A 20,199-nucleotide genomic window follows, 5' to 3' on the forward strand; every position below is an offset into this window, starting at 1 on the left:
GCCCTGACGGCCAGGAACATACCCAGATCGAAGGTGCCTGGACATGTCCACCTGTCCGTCATACGGCCGCAACCACCCGTCCGCCACTGGATCGAATGCGTATGACGGGGGGTCAGCCTCCGCGATGCCCTTCATGGCTCGAACCGGGCATGACCTTTGCATGACGCAACCCGCTCATCTGAGCCGGTATTGCGACTTCTGAGTTCACCTCTCGAACACGGAAGGGGTGGCACCCAGTGCCACCCCTTCCGGAAGTGCAACCGCCCGCGAGTCGCTCGTCTGAGCGAAGCGCCTATCAGACGTGGCGAGAATCACGCCCGACGCCACACGCCGTTCAGCCGCCGGAGGTGTCCAGCTCCGCGTCGGCGCCGATGCCCGCGCAGTCGTACGGATCCTTCAGCCAGCCGTCCGGCAGGACCACCCGGTTGTTGCCGGACGTCCGGCCCCGTGGCCCGTCGGCGCCGTCCGGCCACGGCTGGTCCAGGTCCAACTCGCCCAGCAGCGCGTCCAGTTCGGCGAGGGACGAGGTGATCGCGAGCTTCTTGCGCATCTCGGAACCGACCGAGAAGCCCTTCAGGTACCAGGCCACGTGCTTACGGAAGTCGATCACGCCGCGCGCCTCGTCGCCGATCCACTCCCCCAGCAGCTCCGCGTGGCGCCGCATGACCCCGGCGACCTCGCGCAGCGCGGGCCGGGACAGCTCCCCCGTGCCTTCGAAGGCAGCCACCAGATCGCCGAAGATCCACGGCCGGCCGAGGCAGCCGCGCCCCACGACCACGCCGTCGCAGCCGGTCTCGCGGACCATCCGCAGCGCGTCGTCGGCCGACCAGATGTCGCCGTTGCCGAGGACGGGGATCTCGGGGACGTGCTCCTTGAGGCGGGCGATGGCGTCCCAGTCGGCGGTGCCGCCGTAGTGCTGGGCGGCCGTCCTGCCGTGCAGGGCGATCGCCGTCACACCCTCCTCGACCGCGATGCGGCCCGCGTCCAGATAGGTCAGGTGACCGTCGTCGATGCCCTTGCGCATCTTCATGGTGACCGGCAGGTCCCCGGCGTTCGACACGGCCTCGTGCAGGATCGCGCGCAGCAGGGGCCGCTTGTACGGGAGGGCCGAGCCGCCGCCCTTGCGGGTGACCTTGGGGACGGGACAGCCGAAGTTCAGGTCGATGTGGTCGGCCAGGCCCTCGTCCGCGATCATGCGGACGGCCTTGCCGACGGTGACCGGGTCGACCCCGTAGAGCTGGATCGAGCGCGGTGTCTCGGTCGCGTCGAAGCGGATGAGCTGCATCGTCTTCTCGTTGCGCTCGACCAGCGCCCGCGTGGTGATCATCTCGCTGACGAACAGCCCCTTGCCGCCCGAGAACTCCCGGCACAGCGTCCGGAACGGGGCGTTGGTGATCCCGGCCATGGGCGCGAGGACCACCGGCGGGCGCACCGTGTAGGGGCCGACGTCGAGGGTGCCGGGCGGTGCGAGCAAGGGGGCGAGCGGAGCGGTCATCCCGCCATTGTCGCGCATGGCGGCAGAAGGGCCGCCGAGTGCCGGACATACGATCGGCCCATGCCAGCTCCCCAGCACGATTCCTCGCCGGAGCCGTCGAAGGAGTCCACGCCGCAGTTCGGTCCACACCGGCGGATGGTGATTCTGGGGACCTGCTGCATGAGTCTGCTGATCGTCAGTCTCGACAACACGGTGCTCAACGTCGCGCTGCCGTCCATGCAGAAGGAACTGCACACCACGGTCGCCGGCATGCAGTGGACCATCGACGCGTACACCCTGGTCATCGCCTCGCTGCTGATGCTGGCGGGCTCCACGGCCGACCGCGTCGGCCGGCGGCGCGTCTTCAAGACGGGGCTGGTGATCTTCACCCTCGGATCGCTGCTGTGCTCGCTCGCGCCGAATCTGGAGTCACTCGTCGCGTTCCGGATGGTGCAGGCCGTCGGCGGCTCGATGCTCAACCCGGTCGCGATGTCGATCATCACCAACACCTTCACCGACCCGCGCGAGCGCGCCCGCGCGATCGGCGTCTGGGGCGGGGTCGTCGGTATCTCGATGGCGGCCGGGCCACTGATCGGCGGGCTGCTGGTGGAGACGGTCGGCTGGCGCGCGATCTTCCTGATCAATCTGCCGGTGGGGCTCACGGCGTTCCTGCTGACCTGGCGGTTCGTTCCCGAGTCGCGCGCCGCGAAGCCGCGCCGCCCCGACCCGGTGGGCCAGCTGCTGGTCATGGCCACCCTCGGCGCGCTCACGTACGCGATCATCGAGGCGCCGATGGCCGGCTGGACGTCGCCGCTGATCCTGACCCTCGTCGGGGTCACGGTGTGCGCGCTGACCGGGCTGGTGCTGTACGAGCCGAGGCGCCCCGAGCCGCTGATCGATCTGCGTTTCTTCCGCAGCGCGCCGTTCAGCGGGGCGACGGTCATCGCCGTGTGCGCGTTCGGCGGCCTCGGCGGCTTCCTGTTCATGAACACGCTCTATCTCCAGAACGTACGGGGCCTCTCCGCCCTGGACGCCGGTCTGTACATGCTGCCCATGGCGGCGCTCGCCTTCGTCTGCGCGCCGCTGTCGGGGCGGCTCGTCGGCACGAGGGGGCCGCGGCTCCCGCTGCTGCTCGCGGGCACGGCGATCGCGGCGAGCGGGCTGCTGTTCGCGGTCTTCGAGGCGGAGACGCACACGGCGCTGCTGTTCACCGGATACGTACTGTTCGGCGCGGGCTTCGGCCTGGTGAACGCCCCGATCACCAACACGGCGGTGTCCGGGATGCCGCTGGCGCAGTCGGGGGTGGCCGCCGCGGTCGCGTCGACCAGCCGGCAGATCGGTCAGACGCTGGGCGTCGCGGTGATCGGAGCGGTACTGGCCGCGGGCGCGTCGGCGGCCACGCACCGGGGCGGCATCGACGAGGCGGGCTTCGCCGCCGCGAGCCGGCCCGCGTGGTGGATCATCGCCGGGCTCGGGTGCTGTGTGCTGGTGGTCGGCGCGCTGACGAGCGGGGAGTGGGCGCGGGGTACGGCGCGCCGCAACGCGGCGCGCCTGGAACCGGCGTCGGTGCCGGACTCGGCGGCCTGACACGTCCGGCCGGACTCCGCCGGTGTGCCGCCGGCCGCGCTGATCCTGCTCTTCTCGCCGATCGGACACGCCTGGGACCTGCCCCCCGCGAGCCGCACGCGCCCCGCACATCGCCCGCGTCGCACGAGCCGCATGAGTCATCGGGCGGACGGACCGCACCGCACTCCCGGCCCGGCTGACGGACCCCGCGACGACGGCCCGGATCACCGAGGCGATCCGGGCCGTCGTCGCGCCGAAGCGGTGTGTCAGGACTGGGCGGCGGACCCGTCGGTCACATCGGCCGCGCCGTTCGCGTCGGTGGTGGCCGCCGCGTCCGCGGTGGGCTCCTCGGAGTCGGTACCGGTGGCGCGCTCGCGCATCTTGCGCACCAGTTCCTGCTTCTTGTCCTCGGCGACCTTGCGGTCGGCGTTCCGGCCGGGGCCGTTGCCCTGCTGATCGGCACGGGACAGCTTCTTACGCTGGCCGCCCACGCCGAGAAGGTTGTTCCGGCTCTTTGCCACGGGTTCTCCCGAATTGGTGAAGGCGAAGTGATCTGCGGATTCGTCTGGTGAGAGGCGGACCGTGACCGCCGCGTTCTCACTCGTAGATCTGGAAGAACATGCCCGAGACGCTACCACCGGGCGGGTGGCGCCCGTCACCTCATTTTCCCGGCACCGGCACCGGCACCCGCACCTGGGCCTGGGCCGATACCGGCGCCGGCCTCGCCTAGCCGGTGCCGGACACGGTCGGGTCGACGGTCGCCTGGTGCGCCTCGGCGAGGTGCTCCTCCGCCTTGAGCCACGGCAGGAACTGCGCCTTCTTGCTCCAGCCGCAGGTGTCGCAGGTCAACGCCCGCTGCGTGCCCGCCTTCTGGACATGGACGACATGCTCGCGGCCGTGCTGGTCCCATCGGCTTACCTTGCTGCTGGTCGTGGGCGGCATGAGTGCCTCCTGTAGACGGATGCGGCCAGTCGGCAGTGTGCGACGAAGCCCCCGGCTCCGTCATGGAACCGGGGGCTTCGAGCCACGAACGTGATCCGCGACCGTGATCAGCAGCCGAGCAGCCGCTCGCCGAGGTAGCCCTGGATCTGGCTCAGCGAGACACGCTCCTGCTTCATCGTGTCGCGCTCGCGCACCGTCACCGCGTCGTCGTCGAGGGTGTCGAAGTCGACGGTGACGCAGAACGGCGTACCGATCTCGTCCTGCCTGCGGTAACGGCGGCCGATCGCGCCCGCGTCGTCGAACTCGATGTTCCAGTTCTTCCGCAGGTCCGCCGAGAGCCCCTTCGCCTTCGGCGAGAGCTGCGGGTTGCGCGACAGCGGCAGCACCGCGACCTTGACCGGCGCGAGGCGCGGGTCGAGCCGCATCACCGTGCGCTTCTCCAGCACTCCCTTCGCGTTCGGCGCCTCGTCCTCGTTGTACGCGTCGAGAAGGAAGGCCAGCATCGCGCGGCCGACACCGGCGGCGGGCTCGATGACGTACGGCGTCCAGCGCTCACCGGCCTCCTGGTCGAAGTACGACAGGTCGTGGCCCGACGCCTTGGAGTGCGCGGTGAGGTCGAAGTCCGTGCGGTTCGCGACGCCTTCGAGCTCGCCCCACTCCGAGCCGCCGAAGCTGAAGCGGTACTCGATGTCGGCGGTGCGCTTGGAGTAGTGGGAGAGCTTCTCCTTCGGGTGCTCGAACCAGCGCATGTTCTCCTCGCGCAGGCCAAGGTCCCGGTACCAGTTCCAGCGCTGCTCCATCCAGTAGTCCTGCCACGTCTCGTCCTCGCCGGGCTTGACGAAGAACTCCATCTCCATCTGCTCGAACTCGCGCGTGCGGAAGATGAAGTTGCCGGGCGTGATCTCGTTACGGAAGGACTTGCCCATCTGCGCGATGCCGAACGGCGGCTTCTTGCGCGACGTCTGCTGCACCTGGGCGAAGTTGGTGAAGATGCCCTGGGCGGTCTCGGGGCGCAGATACGCGACGGAGCCGGAGTCCTGCGTCGGGCCGAGGTGGGTGGAGAGGAGGCCGGAGAACGACTTGGGCTCGGTGAAGGTGCCCTTGTTGCCGCAGTTGGGGCAGTTGATGTCCGCCAGGCCGTTGGCCGGCGGCTTGCCGTGCTTCTCCTCGTACGCCTCCTCCAAGTGGTCGGCGCGGTAACGCTTGTGGCAGGAGGTGCACTCGGTGAGCGGGTCGGTGAACGTGGCGACGTGGCCCGAGGCCACCCAGACCTCGGGGGCCAGGATCACCGACGAGTCGAGACCGACAACGTCCTCGCGCGAAGTGACCATGTAACGCCACCACTGGCGCTTGATGTTCTCCTTCAGCTCGACCCCGAGCGGCCCGTAGTCCCAGGCGGCACGCTGTCCGCCGTAGATCTCGCTGCACGGGTAGACGAAGCCACGGCGCTTGCTCAGGTTGACGATGCTGTCGATCTTGTCGGCGGCCACGGTGCTCTCTTCATTACGACGACGAACGGCGAATGCTTCAGATTAGCGGCGGGCGCACCCCCTGTATCAAATCGGTGTCCCGCGGTGGCCCTCACCACTCCTTGTTGACAATCGTTTCCACTTTTGTTGAAAATGACTGTCATGAACGTACGACGCCTGATACCCACCGCCGCGCTCGCCGGATCCGTGACCCTCGCACTGGTCGCGCTGTCCGCGTGTTCCCCCTCGGACGCGGCCGACGGCGGGGGCGGTGCGGGCGGCAAGGGCGACGGCAAGCTCGCGGTGATCGCGTCGTTCTACCCCATGCAGTATCTGGCCGAGGAGATAGGCGGGACGCACGTCGACGTCTCCACCCTCACCAGGCCGGGCGTCGAACCGCACGATCTGGAACTCGGGACCCGGCAGGCCGCCCAGCTCGGCGACGCCGACTACATCCTCTACCTCAAGGGCCTCCAGCCCGCCGTCGACGAGGCCATCGGCGCCGCCGGGGTGAAGAACACCGTCGACGCCGCGACCCTCACCGAGCTGGAGAAGCACGGCTCGGAGGTCGGCCACTCCCACGGGGACGAGCACGCCGGCGAGGAGCACGCCGAGGACGGACACGCGGAGGAGCACGCGGACGAGGAGCACGCGGACGAGGGCGAGGCCGGCACCGACCCGCACATCTGGCTCGACCCCGTGAAGTACGCCGAGGTCGCCAAGGGCGTCGGCGCCTCGCTGGAGAAGGCGGACCCGGACAACGCCGACGCGTACCGGAAGAACACCACCGCGCTGGTCGAGCGGCTCACCACCCTCGATACCGCGTTCGAAAAGGGCCTCGCCGACACCTCCACCAAGACCTTCATCACCACGCATTCCGCCTTCGGCTACCTCGCCGAGCGCTACGGTCTGAAGCAGGAGTCCATCTCCGGCCTCTCCCCCGAGTCCGAGCCCAGCCCGGCGCGGATCAAGGAGCTGCGGTCCATCGCGGCCCAGGACAAGGTCGGCACGGTCTTCTTCGAGACACTGGTCAGCGACAGGACGGCGAAGACGGTCGCCGCCGACAGCGGACTCAAGACGGACGTCCTGGACCCCATCGAGGGAATCACGAAGAAGTCCAAGGGCGCTGACTACGTCGAGGTCATGGAGTCCAACCTCGCCGCGCTGGAGAAGGCCCTCGGCACGAAGTGAAACGGGCGACAGCGGCAACGGAGGTACCGAACGTGGCGACGACACACACCGGGCGGACAGAGGCGGCCGAGCGGGACGCCGCCGCGCCCACGCCCCCCACCACCGTCCTGTCGCTGCGCGGCGCCACCGCCACGCTCGGCTCCCGCCCGGTGCTGCGCGGCGTCGACCTCACCCTGCGGCGCGGTGAGGTCGTCGCGCTGCTCGGCGCGAACGGCTCGGGCAAGTCCACCGCCGTACGCTCCGTGATCGGCCAAGTCCCGCTCACCGGCGGTGAGGTGACCCTCTTCGGCACCCCGCTGCGGCGTTTCCGCGACTGGGCGCGCGTCGGCTACGTACCGCAGCGCACCACGGCCGCGAGCGGCGTGCCCGCCACCGTCCGCGAGGTCGTGTCCTCGGGGCGGCTCTCCCGCTCCGGGCTGCTGAGGTGGCCCTCCAGGGCCGACCGGGCGGCCGTTCGGCGCGCCATCGGACTGGTGGGCCTCACGGACCGCGCCAAGGACGCGGTGGACGCACTCTCCGGCGGTCAGCACCAGCGGGTGCTCATCGCCCGCGCCCTCGCCGCCGAACCCGAACTCCTGATCATGGACGAGCCGATGGCGGGCGTCGACCTGGCCAGCCAGGAGATCCTGGCGGCCACGCTGCGTGACCAGGTGGCGGCCGGCACGACCGTGCTGCTCGTCCTGCACGAACTGGGCCCGCTGGAGCCGCTGATCGACCGCGCCGTGGTGCTGCGCGACGGCTGTGTGACGCACGACGGGCCGCCGCCGAAGGCCACGGGGCGGCACGCGCCGACCGGCCACGATCCCGAGCCCCTGACCAACCAGGGCTGCCACCCGCACACGGCCGACGAGCCGCTCCGTACAGGACTGCTGACCTGATCATGGAAATCCTTGAGACCGCCCTCATGCAGCGGGCCCTGATCGCGGCCGTGCTGGTCGGCGTCATCGCGCCCGCGGTCGGCATCTATCTCGTCCAGCGGCGCCAGGCGCTGATGGGTGACGGCATCGGCCACGTGGCCATGACCGGTGTCGGGCTGGGCTTCCTGCTCTCCACCAGCCCCGTGTGGATGGCGACGGCCGTGGCGATCGTCGGCTCCATCGCGATGGAGCTGATCCGGGCGTACGGCCGCACCCGCGGCGACATCGCCCTGGCCATGCTCTTCTACGGCGGCATGGCGGGCGGTGTGCTGCTGATCAACCTCTCGCCGACCGGCTCCAACGCCAACCTCGGCTCGTACCTCTTCGGTTCGCTCTCCACGGTCTCCGAGGCCGATCTGGACGCGATCTGGATCCTGGCGGCCCTGGTGGTGCTGGTCACCGTGGGGCTGCGGCGGCAGCTGTTCGCCGTCAGCCAGGACGAGGAGTTCGCGCGGGTCACCGGGCTGCCGGTGCGTGCCCTGAACCTGCTCGTCGCCGTCACCGCCGCCGTGACCGTCACCGTCGCGATGCGGGTCGTGGGCCTGCTGCTGGTCAGCGCGCTGATGGTGGTGCCGGTCGCGGCGGCGCAGCAGATCACCCGGTCCTTCGCGGTCACCTTCGTGCTGGCGGTGGTGATCGGTACGGCGGTCACGCTGGCCGGCACGGTCACCTCGTACTACCAGGACGTCCCCCCCGGAGCGACAATTGTGTTGCTGGCCATCGGCGTCTTCCTCGTCCTGACCGTGCTCGCGACGCCGCTCGCGAGACGGCGGGCACGGGCGCTGAGGTCCGCGGAGGACGAAAGCGCCGAGGGCCCGTCGGGCTCTCCCGCCGTTCCCGCCATGCGCGGACCGTCGGGCGAGGCCACGGTCTGACGCGAGCTGGCAGAATGGCCCGGCAGACGAGCGATTCCGGGCAGAGCATTGGAGGCACCCGTGACGACTGCGCCTGGCGGTGGGGCGAGCACCGCCCCTGTACGCGGCCGATCGACCCGGCAGCGTGCCGCGGTGGCCGCCGCGCTGGACGAGGTGGACGAGTTCCGCAGCGCGCAGGAGCTCCACGACATGCTGAAGCACCGCGGCGACTCGGTCGGGCTGACGACGGTCTACCGCACGCTCCAGTCGCTCGCCGACGCGGGCGACGTCGACGTGCTGCGCACGAACGACGGGGAGTCGGTCTACCGGCGCTGCTCGACCGGTGATCACCACCACCATCTGGTGTGCCGGGTGTGCGGCAAGGCCGTGGAGGTCGAGGGTCCGGCCGTGGAGCAGTGGGCCGAGACGATCGCGGCGGAGCACGGGTTCGTGGCCGTGGCGCACACGGTGGAGGTCTTCGGCACCTGCGCGGAGTGCGCGTCGGGCAACGGCCCCGGAGCGGGCGCGGGCCCTTCGGCCGCCGGTCGGGACCTGACGGAGCGGTGACCGGCGCGGGGCCGTGTCCCCGCAGTCCCGCCCCGTACGCCACCGGCCCCCGCTCCGGCGGAGAGGCCCTACTCTCCCTCGCCCTCGTGGTTCTTCTCGCTCAACTCGCCGGACTTGTCCGACTGGTTGGGCAGCGCCCCGCCGAAACGGCGGTCCCGGTGCGCGTACTCCAGACAGGCCCGCCACAGATCCCGCCGGTCGAAGTCCGGCCAGAGCACGTCCTGGAAGACCATCTCGGCGTAACTGCTCTGCCAGATCAGGTAGTTGGACGTCCGCTGCTCACCGCTCGGCCGCAGGAAGAGATCCACGTCCGGCATGTCCGGGTAGTACAGGTACTTGGCGAAGGTCTTCTCGTTGACCTTGGACGGGTCGAGCTTCCCCGACGCCACGTCCGCGGCCAGCGCCCGCGCCGCGTCGGCGATCTCCGCGCGGCCACCGTAGTTGACGCAGAAGTAGAGCGTCATGGCGTCGTTGTCGACGGTCTGCTCCTGCGCGACCTGGAGCTCCTGGACGACCGACTTCCACATCTTGGGCATCCGGCCGACCCAGCGGATCCGGATGCCGAGTTCGTTCATCTCGTCACGGCGGCGCCGGATGACGTCACGGTTGAAGTTCATCAGGAAGCGCACCTCGTCGGGGGTCCGCTTCCAGTTCTCGGTGGAGAAGGCGTACAGGGAGAGGTTCTTGACGCCCATCTCCAGGCAGCCCTTGAGCACGTCCAGCACGACGCCCTCGCCGACCTTGTGGCCCTCGGTGCGCGGCAGACCGCGCTCCTTGGCCCAGCGGCCGTTGCCGTCCATGACGCACGCGACGTGCTTGGGCACCAGCTCGCCGGGGATCTTCGGCGGCACCGCACCGGAGGGGTGCGGCTCGGGGACCTTGTACTCGCGGCGGGGCCGGCCCAGGAATCCGCGTCGTGCCATGCGCTCGTGTCTCCTAATTCTTCTCTACATATCTGAGTGAGCGCAGACCGCGCTCCAGATGCCAGTGCAGATACGCGGACACCAGCCCGCTGCCCTCCCGGACATGACGAGCCTCGCACGCGTCCGCGGTCCCCCAGTCCCCGGTCAGCAGCGCGCTGAGGAGACCGACCGCCTCCGACGACGGTACGACGCTGCCCGGCACCCGGCAGTCGGCGCATATGACGCCCCCCGCCGCGACCGAGAAGAAGCGGTTCGGCCCGTCGAGCCCGCACTTCGCGCAGTCGTCGAAGCTCGGCGCGTACCCGTTGACCGCGAGAGAGCGCAGCAGGAAGGCGTCGAGGATCAGATGCGGGGCGTGCTCACCGCGCGAGAGCGTGCGCAGCCCGCCGACGAGGAGCAGATACTGCTGGACGGCGGGTTCGCCCTCGTGGTCGGTGAACCGCTCGGCGGTCTCCAGCATGGCCGTACCGGCCGTGTAGCGGGGGTAGTCGGTGACGATGGCGCCGCCGTACGGGGCGATGGTCTCGCTCTGCGTACAGAGCGGCAGTCCGCGCCCGACGAGTTCGCTGCCGCGTGAGAAGAACTGCACGTCGACATGGGAGAACGGTTCGAGCCTGGCGCCGAACTTCGACTTCGTACGGCGGACTCCGCGTGCGACGGCCCGGACGCGGCCGTGGCCGCGGGTGAGGAACGTGATGATGCGGTCCGCCTCACCCAGCTTCTGGGTGCGCAGCACGATGCCGTCGTCGCGGAACAGGCTCATGGGTGCCATTCTCCCGCACCGGGAGGGCGCCGATGGCTGCCGCCCCGGTTATGGTGACGGCGGCGATCAGCCGCCTTCGGGCGCCGTGACCCGGATGTCACCGGGGGTGACCAGCCCCGACTCGTAAGCGATGATCACGAGTTGTGCCCGGTCCCGCGCGTCCAGCTTGCCCATGATGCGGCTCACATGCGTCTTGGCGGTCAGCGGGCTGAGGCCGAGGGACTCCGCGATCTCCGTGTTGGTGAGGCCGCGTGCGACGAGGGCGAGCACCTGCCGTTCGCGGACCGAGAGACAGTCGGGGCCGCGGGCCGGGGAGGTCTCCGGGACGCTGCGCGCGCTCAGCACGCGGGCGATCAGTCGCGCCGTCGGGCCCGGGGAGAGCAGGGAGTCGCCGGCGGCCACCGTCCTGATGGCGGTGAGGAGTTCGGCCGGTCTGGTGTCCTTCACGAGGAAGCCGGACGCACCGGCGCGCAGCGCCTCCACGACATGGTCGTCGGTGTCGTACGTGGTGAGGACCAGCACTCTGACGCCCGCGAGGTCCTCGTCGGCGGCGATCAGCCGGGTCGCCTCGATACCGTCCATCTCGGGCATCCGGATGTCCATGACGACGAGGTCGGCGCGTGCGGAGCGGGCCAGTTCGACGGCTTCCCGGCCGGTGCCGGCCTGGCCCACGACCTCCATGTCGGCGGCGGATTCGACGAGCATCGCGAAGGCGGCCCTGACGAGGCGCTGGTCGTCGGCGAGCAGGACGCGGATCATACGACCGACTCCCGTCTGCCGCCCGGACCGGCCGGACCGGCGACCGCCCGCCCGCCGCCCGTGCGCTCCCCGTTCGCCGGGTCGCCCGCCGGGTCCTCCGCCGCCTGGTCGCCGTGCTCCCGCAGGGGCAGGACCGCGGCCACCCGGAAGCCGTCGTCGTACGGTCCGGCGTCGAGCGTGCCCCCGACACTGCGGGCCCGCTCCCGCATGCCGACGATGCCGTAGCCGGGGTCGGCCGGCGCCCCCTTGCCGCCGGGCCCGCCCCCGTTGTCGGTCACGGTGACGTGCAGCGCCCCGCCCCGCGTCTCCACGAGCACCCGCACCCGTGGGGCGGGGCCGGCGTGCCGTACGGCGTTGGTGAGCGACTCCTGCACGATCCGGTACGCGGCGGCCTCGGCGACCGGCGGTACGCGTACGCCCTCCGTCCGTACCGTGAGCAGTGTCTCCGCGCCCGCCGTCCGCGCGCTCTCCACGAGGCCGGGCAGCGCGGACAGGTCGGGCAGGGCGCCGCCCCAGGCCCCCTCCTCGCCCTCGGCCGTTCCGGCGGCGCGCAGCACCTCCAGGGTGGTGCGCAGTTCGGAGCGCGCACCTCGGCAGGTGTCCGAGATGCCGTCGAGCGCCTGCGAGATCGCGGCCCGGTCCAGCCGGTCGGGGGAGACGGTCAGGACGTGCGAGGCCACCGATGTCTGGACGCCGATGAGCGTGATGCTGTGGGCCAGCAGGTCGTGCAGGTCCCGGGCGATGCGCAGCCGCTCCTCGGCGACGCGCCGGGCCGCCTCCTCCTCGCGGGTCCGTTCGGCGCGCTCCGCGCGTTCCACCATCGCCGCGATGTACTTGCGGTAGACGCGTACGTCCATGCCGATGACGAGGACCGCGATGATCCAGCCCGAGGTGCGGAGCATCTCCAGTCCGCGGTCGGTGTTGAGGAGGAACATCACCGTGAGCGTGGTGGCCACGGTGCCGACACCGAGCAGCGCGGCGCGCATCGGCGGACCGGTGACGGCGACGGTGTAGAGGGCGACCATCGTGGCCGGGGTGGTGGCCGCGTGCGAGTAGTCCAGTGCGTGGTAGGTACCGACGAGGACGACCATCACCAGCAGGACGGGCACCGGGTGGCGCCGCCGCCAGACCAGGGACGTGGTGACGGCGGCGAACATCGCCCAGCCGGGGGCGTCGAGGGAATTGCCGTCGCCGGGCACGGCCATGGCGAGCAGGAGGCCCAGGACACCGACGACTCCGGTGACCACCAGGTCCGTGCGCAACTGGTGCGGTGCTTGGAGCGGATCGCGGTTGAGCACCGCGAAGACACGTTCGGTGCGTGGTCCTCTACTCGCAGTCTCTGACACGGGTCCATCCTCTCTTGTCGCGCTCCGGCACGGTATGGCCCCGCACGAAGTCGTCCGGTGCGTCGCGGCCCGGTCCACGCCGAGCCGCGACGCACCGGACGTCTGCCGCCGTTCAGGCCCCGGTGCCGACCGGTTCCCGCTCGCGGTCGCCGGGTCCGTCCTGGCCGCCCGGTCCGCTCCGTCCACCCTGTCCACCCTGTCCGCCCTGTCCGCCCTGTCCGCCGCCGGACCGTGGCGCGGCCGGCGGCTTGGACAGCGCTCCGGGCCACCAGAGCGTGCGGCCGAGCAGCACGCTCGCGCTCGTCACCAGGTACGTACGGACGAGGAAGGTGTCCAGCAGGACGCCCACGGCCACCAGGAGGCCCATCTCCACGAGCATCACCAGCGGCAGGCCGGCCAGGACACCGAACGTCGCGGCGAGCACGACGCCGGCCGAGGCGATCACACCGCCCGTGGTGCGCAGCGCCGTCAGCGCGGCTGCCTCGGGCTCCGCGCCCTTCAGTGCCTCCTCCCGCATCCGGTGCATCAGGAAGATGCCGTAGTCGACGCCGAGCGCGACGAGGAAGACGAACGAGAGCAGCGCGAGCCCCGGATCCATCCCGGTGAAGCCGAGCAGTGGCCCGAAGACCAGACCGCCGATGCCCATCGACGCGCCCCAGACGACCACGACGGCGAACACCAGCATCAGGGGTGCGACGAGGCTGCGCAGCAGGGCGATCAGGATCAGCAGGACGGCGACGACGACCAATGGGATGACGTAGAGCCGGTCCCTGGCGTTGGTGTCGGCGAGGTCGATCTGCTGGGCACTGGGTCCGCCGACGTACGTCTCGTCGTCGAGGGCGGACCGCAGCCGTTCGATGGTGGCGGTCTCCCCCGCCGACTCCGGCGCGTCCTTGGCGTAGACGGTGATCTCGGTCCAGCCGCCGCCGCTGCGGCCCTGTTCGGCCTCGGCGACTCCGGAGACGGAGCGGGCGGTGTCGAGCGCCACGTCGGCCCTGCCGTCGGGCGCCATGATGCTGATGGGCTGCGCGCTCTGCTCCGGGAAGGCGTCCGCCAGACGCGCCATGCCGACGACCGACTCGGGCTTGTCGATGAAGCCGTCCTCCTGCTTGAGCGCGCCGGGCAGGTTCAGTATGCCGAGTGCGAGGACACCGAGCACCACGAGACCGGTGGCGAGCACGGCGACCGGCTTGCGGGCGGCCGAGGTGCCCATGGCGGCGAAGAAGGACCGGCGCTGCTTGCCCTCGCTGCCGTGGACGGGGATCAGCGGCCAGAAGACGCGGCGGCCGAGCAGCACCAGGAGGGCGGGGAGCAGCGTGAGCATCGCGATGAGCGCGCAGACGACGCCGATGGCGGCGATCGGGCCCATGCCGCTGCTGCTGTTGAGGTCGGCGGCCATGAGGCACAGCAGACCGGCGGCGACGGTGCCGGAGGAGGCGAGGACGGCGGGACCGCAGCTGCGCAGCGCGATGCGCATGGCGTCGTACGGCTGGGGTTCGCGGCGCAGCTCCTCGCGGTAGCGGGCGACGAGCAGCAGCGCGTAGTCGGTGCCCGCGCCGAACACGAGCACGGTCATGATCGCCGAGCTCTGGCTGCTCACGACGGTGTCGAAGGCCTGCACCAGTCCGTAGACGACGGCCATGGAGCTGACGGCGGCGGCGCCGACGACGAACAGCGGCACGATCCACAGGAACGGGCTGCGGTAGGTGATGATCAGCAGGACGGCGACGACCAGCACGGTCGCCATCATCAGGGTGCCGTCGATGGACTCGAAGACGGCCTCCATGTCGGACTGGACGGCGCCGGATCCGGCGACCTCGATGTCGAGTCCACTGCCGCCGCCCGCGCCGCTCCCGCCGCCCTCCGTGGTGAGGGCCCGTACGTCCTCGACGAAGGCGATCTGCACGGCTTCCTTGTCGATGCCCGGCTCGTCGGGCACGGCACTCGCGATCGGGTACATCAGGAGCGTGCCGTCCTCGGACGGGATGCCCTTGGGCGGTGCGGTGAGCTTCTGCTCGGCCGCGACCCGAGCCAGTTGCTCCTCGGCGGTCGTCCGGTCGGCGGCGGTGAGTCCGCCGTCCCGGTGGTAGACGACGATCAGATCGGTCGTCTCGCCGCCCGGCAGCGCCTGCCGGACCTTCTCCACATGGGTGGAGTCGGCGCTCGCCGGGAGGTAGTCGACGGCTTCGTCGCGCTGTACGTCGCCGAGCTTCCCGGCGAACATGGCGGCCACGGCGATCACGACCACCCACAGTCCGACCACCGCCCAGGGCAGCAGACGTCGGCGTTTGATATCGGGCCCCATCGCGGGCCCCCCTTCTGCACAGCCGGTCAGAGTTGACTACAGCCTCGCGGCGGGGAGCGCCGGAATCGTCGCGCGTGAGGGCGAGATGGGTGTTACTGCCCCGGGTGACCGGGACGCGTGGTTACTCCCGCAGGAGTACGCGGACGGGGTACGCCCGTGGGTGATCCCGGGCGCCGGGAGCGAGCCCCGGACGCCGGCTGCTCCGGAGGAGGCGGGAGGCGGCTCAGGAGGACGGCGTACGGGCCGATTCGAGCAGCCGCGCCGTGTCGTCGGCGCACAGTTGCAACGCGCCGCCGACGGTGGAGAGCACGTCGCGCTCCGCCGCGCTGTACGGCCCGTCGGCCAGCGCGATCCGCGCGCCCTGGAGCAGGATCGACTCCCGGCCGGCCGTCGCGAGATGCGGTGCCAGCGGCTCCAGCGCCTCGTGCAGCTCGATGGCGAGCGCGGCCCCGCAGGGTCCCGGGTCGATCAGGAACCGCCCCGTGTCGGCGGCCAGCGCCTCCACCAGCTCCGTGAGCTGCTCCTCCGTGCAGTCCTCGATCCCGGCCGCCCTGACCGTGCCGACGGCGGTCTCCCGGACCGTACGGGCGGACGTGCCGCCCGCGGCGAGGACGGCGAGCGCCACCGTGTGCACGGCGTCGCGGAGCATCGCGGAGAAGCGGACGGTGGTGGGGTGGTCGAGGATGTCGGTACCGAAGTGGCCGTGGCAGGCGGCGCATTCGACGACGGGGCCGGCCGAGCCGCGCGGCACCAGCGGCACTCCGAGCACGGCGAAACGGCGACGTCCGGTGCGGCGGCGGTAGTTGCGGTCACCGCCGCAGTCGGGGCAGAAGAACTCCCCGTCCCCGATGGTGTTCCACGCGGTGTTGATGCCGCAGATGCGCAGTTTCCTGCCGTTCGATCCCTGGCCTGGCAGCACGTCGCGCACCTCCGTAACGCTTCGGCAACTTTGCCGCATTGACGTGATGTTAACCACAGCAACGATGCGGCGTCATTACCTGGGCGTCAGTTCGCCACGACATGGCCGAACCCCGCCCACCGGGACAGGTGGACGGGGCCGGTAAACGCTCAGGTCAGCGCGTTGCGCGGTTCACCGCGGAGACAACGGCCTTCAGCGAGGCGCGCGTGGTGTTGGCGTCAATGCCGATACCCCACAGCACCTTTCCGTCGATCGCGCACTCGATGTACGAGGCGGCCTGCGCGCTCGCGCCCTCGCTCATGGTGTGCTCGGAGTAGTCCAGGAGGCGGGCGTCGACCCCCACGGCGGCCAGCGCGGCGAAGAAGGCCGAAATCGGCCCGTTGCCGGAGCCGGTGAGTACGGTCTCCACGCCGTCCACGACCGCTTCGACGGTGAGGGTGTCCGTGCCGTCCTTGTCGGTCGTGCTCTGGCCCGAACGCAGCTGGATCCGGCCCCAACGGGCGTGGGCGTCGCCCGGGTTGGGCAGGTACTCGTCCTCGAAGGCCGACCAGATCGCCTTGGGCGTGACCTCGCCGCCCTCGGAGTCCGTCTTCGCCTGGATGATCCGGGAGAACTCGATCTGCATCCGGCGCGGCAGGTCCAGCTTGTGGTCGTTCTTCAGTACGTAGGCGATGCCGCCCTTGCCGGACTGCGAGTTGACCCGGATGACCGCCTCGTACGAACGGCCCACGTCCTTGGGGTCGATCGGCAGGTACGGCACGGCCCACTGGAGATCGTCGACCGTCACACCCGGGCCCTGGGCGGCCGCGTCGGCCTCCATGGCGTCGAAACCCTTCTTGATGGCGTCCTGGTGGGAGCCGGAGAAGGCGGTGTAGACGAGGTCGCCCGCGTAGGGGTGGCGCGGGTGGATCTCCATCTGGTTGCAGTACTCGCTGGTGCGACGGATCTCGTCGATCTGCGAGAAGTCGATCTGCGGGTCGACGCCCTGGGAGAACAGGTTCATGCCCAGGGTCACCAGGTCGACGTTGCCGGTGCGCTCGCCCTGGCCGAACAGACAGCCCTCGATACGGTCGGCCCCGGCCATGATCGCCAGCTCGGCGGCGGCGACGGCGGTGCCGCGGTCGTTGTGCGGGTGCACGGAGAGGCAGACGTGCTCGCGGCGGGAGAGGTTCCGCGACATCCACTCGAAGCGGTCGGCGTGCGTGGAGGGGGTGGAGCGCTCGACGGTGGCCGGCAGGTTGAGGATGATCTCGCGGCCCTCCTCCGGCTGCCAGACGTCCATGACGCCCTCGCAGACCTCCAGCGCGAAGTCCAGCTCGGTGTCGGTGAAGATCTCCGGGCTGTACTGGTAGCCGAAGACCGTCTCCGGGCCCAGGATCTTCTCGGCGTACTCAAAGACCAGCCGCGTACCGTCCACGGCGATCTGCCTGACCTGCTCACGGGTGCCGCGGAAGACGACGCGGCGGAAGGTGGGGGCGGTGGCGTTGTACAGGTGGACGGTGGCGCGGTGGGCGCCGACGAGCGACTGGACGGTGCGCTCGATCAGCTCTTCCCTGGCCTGCGTCAGGACGGAGATGGTCACGTCCTCGGGAACGGCGCCCTCTTCGATGATCGACCGCACGAACGCGAAGTCGGTCTCGCCGGACGAGGGGAAGCCGACCTCGATCTCCTTGTAGCCCATCCGCACCAGCAGGTCGAACATCTCGCGCTTGCGGGCGGGCGACATGGGGTCGATCAGGGCCTGGTTGCCGTCGCGCAGATCGGTGGAGAGCCAGCGGGGCGCCTGGGTGATGCGATTGTCCGGCCACGTGCGGTCGGGGATGTCCACGGCCTCGTAACGGCCGTACTTGTGGATCGGCATCCCGGACGGCTTCTGGGTGTGCGTGGCGTTGGTGACGGGGGTGGGACGGCCGACGGCCGATCCGGCCGCCGCGGGGTCGGACATGCGCTCAGACATTGCGTTGGGCTCCTCGTGTGTCCGCTGGGACGGCCGACGGGGCGGGAAAACCGCATCACCAGACTCCGCGGGGAGGGGGTCGGCCTACGACTACAGACCCTCGCCGCGGCAGCTAAGGAGAAGCAGCCCGAAACGCATGATGTGCCGCAGCCTAGCGGAGCCGCGCGGTCCGCGCGGGGCCGTATCAGTATGCGGGATCACCGGGGGTTGCGGTCAAATGCCCGGAAAAGCACCGGTCCGCCCGCCCGTGCACCGACCCCCGGGCGCCGCCGGCCCCGCTCAGAAGCCGAGCTTGCGCAGCTGCTTGGGATCACGCTGCCAGTCCTTCGCGACCTTGACGTGCAGGTCCAGGAAGACCGGTGTCCCCAGCAGCGCCTCGATGTGCTTGCGGGACTTCGTCCCGACCTCCTTGAGCCGCTTGCCCTTGGGCCCGATGATGATCCCCTTCTGGCTCGGCCGCTCGATGTAGACGTTCGCGTGGATGTCCAGCAGCGGCTTGTCCGCCGGCCGGTCCTCGCGCGGCAGCATCTCCTCGACCACGACCGCGATCGAGTGCGGCAGCTCGTCCCGTACGCCTTCGAGCGCGGCCTCGCGGATCAGCTCGGCCACCATGACCATCTCGGGCTCGTCGGTGAGGTCGCCCTCCGGGTAGAGCGGCGGGCTCTGCGGCAGCAGCGGGACCAGCAGATCGGCGACGAGGTCCACCTGGTCGCCGCTGACGGCCGAGACCGGGACGATCTCCGCCCACTCGAAACCCAGCTCCTTGCCGAGCTGGTCGACCGCGATCAGCTGCTCGGCCAGCACACGGGAGTCGACGAGGTCGGTCTTCGTGACGAGCGCGACCTTCGGCGTCTTCCTGATCCCGGCCAGCTCCTTGGCGATGAACCGGTCACCGGGGCCGAGCTTCTGGTCCGCGGGCAGACAGAAACCGATCACGTCGACCTCGGCCCAGGTGGTCCGTACGACATCGTTCAGCCGCTCACCGAGCAGCGTGCGCGGCTTGTGGAGGCCGGGGGTGTCGACCAGGATCAGCTGCGCCTCGGGCCGGTGCACGATGCCGCGCACCGTGTGACGCGTGGTCTGCGGCCGGCTCGACGTGATGGCCACCTTCTGGCCGACCAGAGCGTTCGTGAGGGTGGACTTGCCCGCGTTGGGGCGACCGACGAAACAGGCGAAACCGGCCCGGTGGGGGGCTTCGGAAGTCTCGGGAGACGTAGGGGTACGAGCGCTCATGGCGCCCATTCTCCCCGATCGCCCCGCCCCCGCCGACCAGTCGGCCCGGAGACGGACCCTCCGGATGTCTCAGCCGGCGCTCACGCGTCGCCGCACGGTCCCGTCGGGAGCGGCCACCAGCACGGGCGTCGCGGGCCCGCCGAGATCGCGTACGGCGGCCCGGTCCTCCTCGCTCGGCGCCTCCGCGTCGGTGACGACGGCGGCGGCCTCCAGCGAGGTGGCGCCACTCGCGACGGCCATGGCGACGGCGGTCCGCAGCGCGCTGAGCGCAAGGGAGTCGAGAGCGACGGTCCCGGCGACATAGGTCCGCCCGGTGTCGTCCCGCACGGCCGCCCCCTCGGGCACCCCGTTGCGGGCACGGGCGCTGCGGGCCAGCGTGATGATCTTGCGGTCCTCGGGGTCGAGGTCGGTGCTCTGCGTCATGGCCCGAGCATAGAGAGCGGCCTCACCGGCGACACGGCCCGCCCTCGTCAGCCGAGAAGACAGAAGGGATGCCCCGCCGGATCGGCGAAGACCCGCCACCCGGCGGGGTCGACGGCGAGCAACGTCGCGCCGAGGCCGAGCACTTGCTCCTGGGCCCGGTCGATGTCCGCCACGTCGAGATCCAGATGGAACTGCTGCGGATACGCGGCGTCCGGCCACCGCGGCGCCCGGTACCCGGGCACCCGCTGAAAGGCGAACACGAGACCGTCCCCGGTATGGAGGGTGGCGAAGCCGTCGTCGACGGCCCAGCGGGGATCGGGCCGATCGACGTCGCCGCCGAGGAGCTCCTGGTAGAAATGTGCGAGTTCCCCCGCATCGGGGCAGTCCAGCACCACGCACTGCAGTTTGCCGATCACTGACGGGGTGTCCTTCCGACGACTGGGGGCCGCCGCGTGACGGGCGTCCCGGCGGACCGGCTCCACCGTCTGCCGAGCGCCGCCTCCACACGGAGCGCACAGCCCGCCTGACGCAGCGTTGAACCCCGCGATTCCGGCATCACGCACGAGCCGTAGATCACATGAACGTCATCCC

General features: G+C 70.7%; 19 protein-coding genes. 5 read left to right on the forward strand and 14 right to left on the reverse strand.

Annotation, left to right across the window (positions count from 1 at the left end):
• Positions 1 to 334 precede the first annotated feature (334 nt).
• Entirely contained in the window at positions 335 to 1,513 is a 1,179-nt protein-coding gene (gene dusB / locus SSPS47_RS09525) for a tRNA dihydrouridine synthase DusB (RefSeq protein WP_203557813.1), read from the reverse strand.
• 117 nt (positions 1,514 to 1,630) lie between these two features.
• Between dusB and SSPS47_RS09530 the strand changes: the two genes are divergently transcribed.
• Complete coding sequence (locus SSPS47_RS09530) at positions 1,631 to 3,061, forward strand: MFS transporter (RefSeq protein WP_164254473.1); 1,431 nt, start codon at positions 1,631 to 1,633, stop codon at positions 3,059 to 3,061.
• A gap of 245 nt (positions 3,062 to 3,306) precedes the next feature.
• Here SSPS47_RS09530 and SSPS47_RS09535 read toward each other — a convergent pair whose 3' ends face one another.
• From SSPS47_RS09535 to SSPS47_RS09545, 3 genes are all read right to left on the reverse strand, one after another.
• Positions 3,307 to 3,561, reverse strand: a complete 255-nt coding sequence (locus SSPS47_RS09535) for a DUF6243 family protein (protein WP_164250236.1) — start codon at positions 3,559 to 3,561, stop codon at positions 3,307 to 3,309.
• Positions 3,562 to 3,766: 205 nt separating this feature from the next.
• On the reverse strand, positions 3,767 to 3,982 hold the full coding sequence (locus SSPS47_RS09540; RefSeq protein WP_164250238.1) for a hypothetical protein: 216 nt from the start codon (positions 3,980 to 3,982) through the stop codon (positions 3,767 to 3,769).
• Positions 3,983 to 4,089: 107 nt separating this feature from the next.
• A complete protein-coding gene (locus SSPS47_RS09545; RefSeq protein ID WP_147872966.1) occupies positions 4,090 to 5,472 on the reverse strand; it encodes a glycine--tRNA ligase in 1,383 nt (460 codons plus the stop codon).
• Positions 5,473 to 5,613: 141 nt separating this feature from the next.
• Between SSPS47_RS09545 and SSPS47_RS09550 the strand changes: the two genes are divergently transcribed.
• The 4 genes from SSPS47_RS09550 (at position 5,614) to SSPS47_RS09565 (ending at position 8,980) form a co-directional block, all read left to right on the forward strand.
• A complete protein-coding gene (locus tag SSPS47_RS09550; RefSeq protein WP_164250240.1) occupies positions 5,614 to 6,642 on the forward strand; it encodes a metal ABC transporter substrate-binding protein in 1,029 nt (342 codons plus the stop codon).
• A gap of 107 nt (positions 6,643 to 6,749) precedes the next feature.
• On the forward strand, positions 6,750 to 7,520 hold the full coding sequence (locus tag SSPS47_RS09555) for a metal ABC transporter ATP-binding protein (protein ID WP_239065235.1): 771 nt from the start codon (positions 6,750 to 6,752) through the stop codon (positions 7,518 to 7,520).
• A 2-nt stretch (positions 7,521 to 7,522) separates the two neighbouring features.
• The gene (locus SSPS47_RS09560; RefSeq protein WP_164250244.1) at positions 7,523 to 8,434 is read left to right on the forward strand and encodes a metal ABC transporter permease; all 912 of its coding nucleotides are present in this window, start codon (positions 7,523 to 7,525) and stop codon (positions 8,432 to 8,434) included.
• Positions 8,435 to 8,494: 60 nt separating this feature from the next.
• Entirely contained in the window at positions 8,495 to 8,980 is a 486-nt protein-coding gene (locus SSPS47_RS09565) for a Fur family transcriptional regulator (protein ID WP_147872970.1), read from the forward strand.
• A 68-nt stretch (positions 8,981 to 9,048) separates the two neighbouring features.
• On the opposite strand, the gene SSPS47_RS09570 is transcribed toward SSPS47_RS09565, so the two are convergent.
• From SSPS47_RS09570 to SSPS47_RS09620, 10 genes are all read right to left on the reverse strand, one after another.
• Positions 9,049 to 9,903 (reverse strand): isoprenyl transferase, encoded by an 855-nt coding sequence (locus tag SSPS47_RS09570; protein WP_164250246.1) that lies wholly within the window; start codon positions 9,901 to 9,903, stop codon positions 9,049 to 9,051.
• 13 nt (positions 9,904 to 9,916) lie between these two features.
• On the reverse strand, positions 9,917 to 10,666 hold the full coding sequence (recO, locus tag SSPS47_RS09575) for a DNA repair protein RecO (protein ID WP_147872972.1): 750 nt from the start codon (positions 10,664 to 10,666) through the stop codon (positions 9,917 to 9,919).
• A gap of 66 nt (positions 10,667 to 10,732) precedes the next feature.
• On the reverse strand, positions 10,733 to 11,425 hold the full coding sequence (locus SSPS47_RS09580) for a response regulator transcription factor (RefSeq protein WP_147872973.1): 693 nt from the start codon (positions 11,423 to 11,425) through the stop codon (positions 10,733 to 10,735).
• Positions 11,422 to 12,771, reverse strand: coding sequence for a histidine kinase (locus SSPS47_RS09585; RefSeq protein WP_164250248.1), 1,350 nt, complete (start codon positions 12,769 to 12,771; stop codon positions 11,422 to 11,424). The genes SSPS47_RS09580 and SSPS47_RS09585 overlap by 4 nt, the downstream gene beginning before the upstream one ends.
• A 112-nt stretch (positions 12,772 to 12,883) precedes the next feature.
• Positions 12,884 to 15,076: an MMPL family transporter gene (locus tag SSPS47_RS09590; protein ID WP_203557814.1), complete on the reverse strand. Its 2,193-nt coding sequence runs from the start codon at positions 15,074 to 15,076 to the stop codon at positions 12,884 to 12,886.
• A gap of 223 nt (positions 15,077 to 15,299) precedes the next feature.
• Positions 15,300 to 15,995 (reverse strand): TerB family tellurite resistance protein, encoded by a 696-nt coding sequence (locus SSPS47_RS09595; protein ID WP_164250249.1) that lies wholly within the window; start codon positions 15,993 to 15,995, stop codon positions 15,300 to 15,302.
• A gap of 154 nt (positions 15,996 to 16,149) precedes the next feature.
• Complete coding sequence (leuA, locus tag SSPS47_RS09600; protein ID WP_239064826.1) at positions 16,150 to 17,952, reverse strand: 2-isopropylmalate synthase; 1,803 nt, start codon at positions 17,950 to 17,952, stop codon at positions 16,150 to 16,152.
• A gap of 279 nt (positions 17,953 to 18,231) precedes the next feature.
• The gene (gene era / locus SSPS47_RS09610) at positions 18,232 to 19,194 is read right to left on the reverse strand and encodes a GTPase Era (protein ID WP_187279989.1); all 963 of its coding nucleotides are present in this window, start codon (positions 19,192 to 19,194) and stop codon (positions 18,232 to 18,234) included.
• A 60-nt stretch (positions 19,195 to 19,254) separates the two neighbouring features.
• On the reverse strand, positions 19,255 to 19,608 hold the full coding sequence (locus tag SSPS47_RS09615) for a cytidine deaminase (protein WP_164250251.1): 354 nt from the start codon (positions 19,606 to 19,608) through the stop codon (positions 19,255 to 19,257).
• A 47-nt stretch (positions 19,609 to 19,655) separates the two neighbouring features.
• Positions 19,656 to 20,024, reverse strand: coding sequence for a VOC family protein (locus SSPS47_RS09620; RefSeq protein ID WP_147872978.1), 369 nt, complete (start codon positions 20,022 to 20,024; stop codon positions 19,656 to 19,658).
• Between the last annotated feature and the right edge of the window lie 175 nt (positions 20,025 to 20,199).

Origin of the sequence: Streptomyces sp. S4.7, assembly GCF_010384365.1 — a bacterium.
Lineage (GTDB): Bacteria > Actinomycetota > Actinomycetes > Streptomycetales > Streptomycetaceae > Streptomyces.

Excerpts from the sequence above, each read along its gene's own strand:
- SSPS47_RS09615 (WP_164250251.1), bottom strand. The coding sequence starts at position 19,608 with ATGACGCAGAGCACCGACCTCGACCCCGAGGACCGCAAGATCATCACG.
- SSPS47_RS09580 (WP_147872973.1), bottom strand. The coding sequence starts at position 11,425 with ATGATCCGCGTCCTGCTCGCCGACGACCAGCGCCTCGTCAGGGCCGCC.
- SSPS47_RS09550 (WP_164250240.1), top strand. The coding sequence starts at position 5,614 with ATGAACGTACGACGCCTGATACCCACCGCCGCGCTCGCCGGATCCGTG.
- era (WP_187279989.1), bottom strand. The coding sequence starts at position 19,194 with ATGGGCGCCATGAGCGCTCGTACCCCTACGTCTCCCGAGACTTCCGAA.
- leuA (WP_239064826.1), bottom strand. The coding sequence starts at position 17,952 with ATGTCTGAGCGCATGTCCGACCCCGCGGCGGCCGGATCGGCCGTCGGC.
- recO (WP_147872972.1), bottom strand. The coding sequence starts at position 10,666 with ATGAGCCTGTTCCGCGACGACGGCATCGTGCTGCGCACCCAGAAGCTG.
- SSPS47_RS09560 (WP_164250244.1), top strand. The coding sequence starts at position 7,523 with ATGGAAATCCTTGAGACCGCCCTCATGCAGCGGGCCCTGATCGCGGCC.
- SSPS47_RS09570 (WP_164250246.1), bottom strand. The coding sequence starts at position 9,903 with ATGGCACGACGCGGATTCCTGGGCCGGCCCCGCCGCGAGTACAAGGTC.
- dusB (WP_203557813.1), bottom strand. The coding sequence starts at position 1,513 with ATGCGCGACAATGGCGGGATGACCGCTCCGCTCGCCCCCTTGCTCGCA.
- SSPS47_RS09530 (WP_164254473.1), top strand. The coding sequence starts at position 1,631 with ATGGTGATTCTGGGGACCTGCTGCATGAGTCTGCTGATCGTCAGTCTC.
- SSPS47_RS09590 (WP_203557814.1), bottom strand. The coding sequence starts at position 15,076 with ATGGGGCCCGATATCAAACGCCGACGTCTGCTGCCCTGGGCGGTGGTC.
- SSPS47_RS09540 (WP_164250238.1), bottom strand. The coding sequence starts at position 3,982 with ATGCCGCCCACGACCAGCAGCAAGGTAAGCCGATGGGACCAGCACGGC.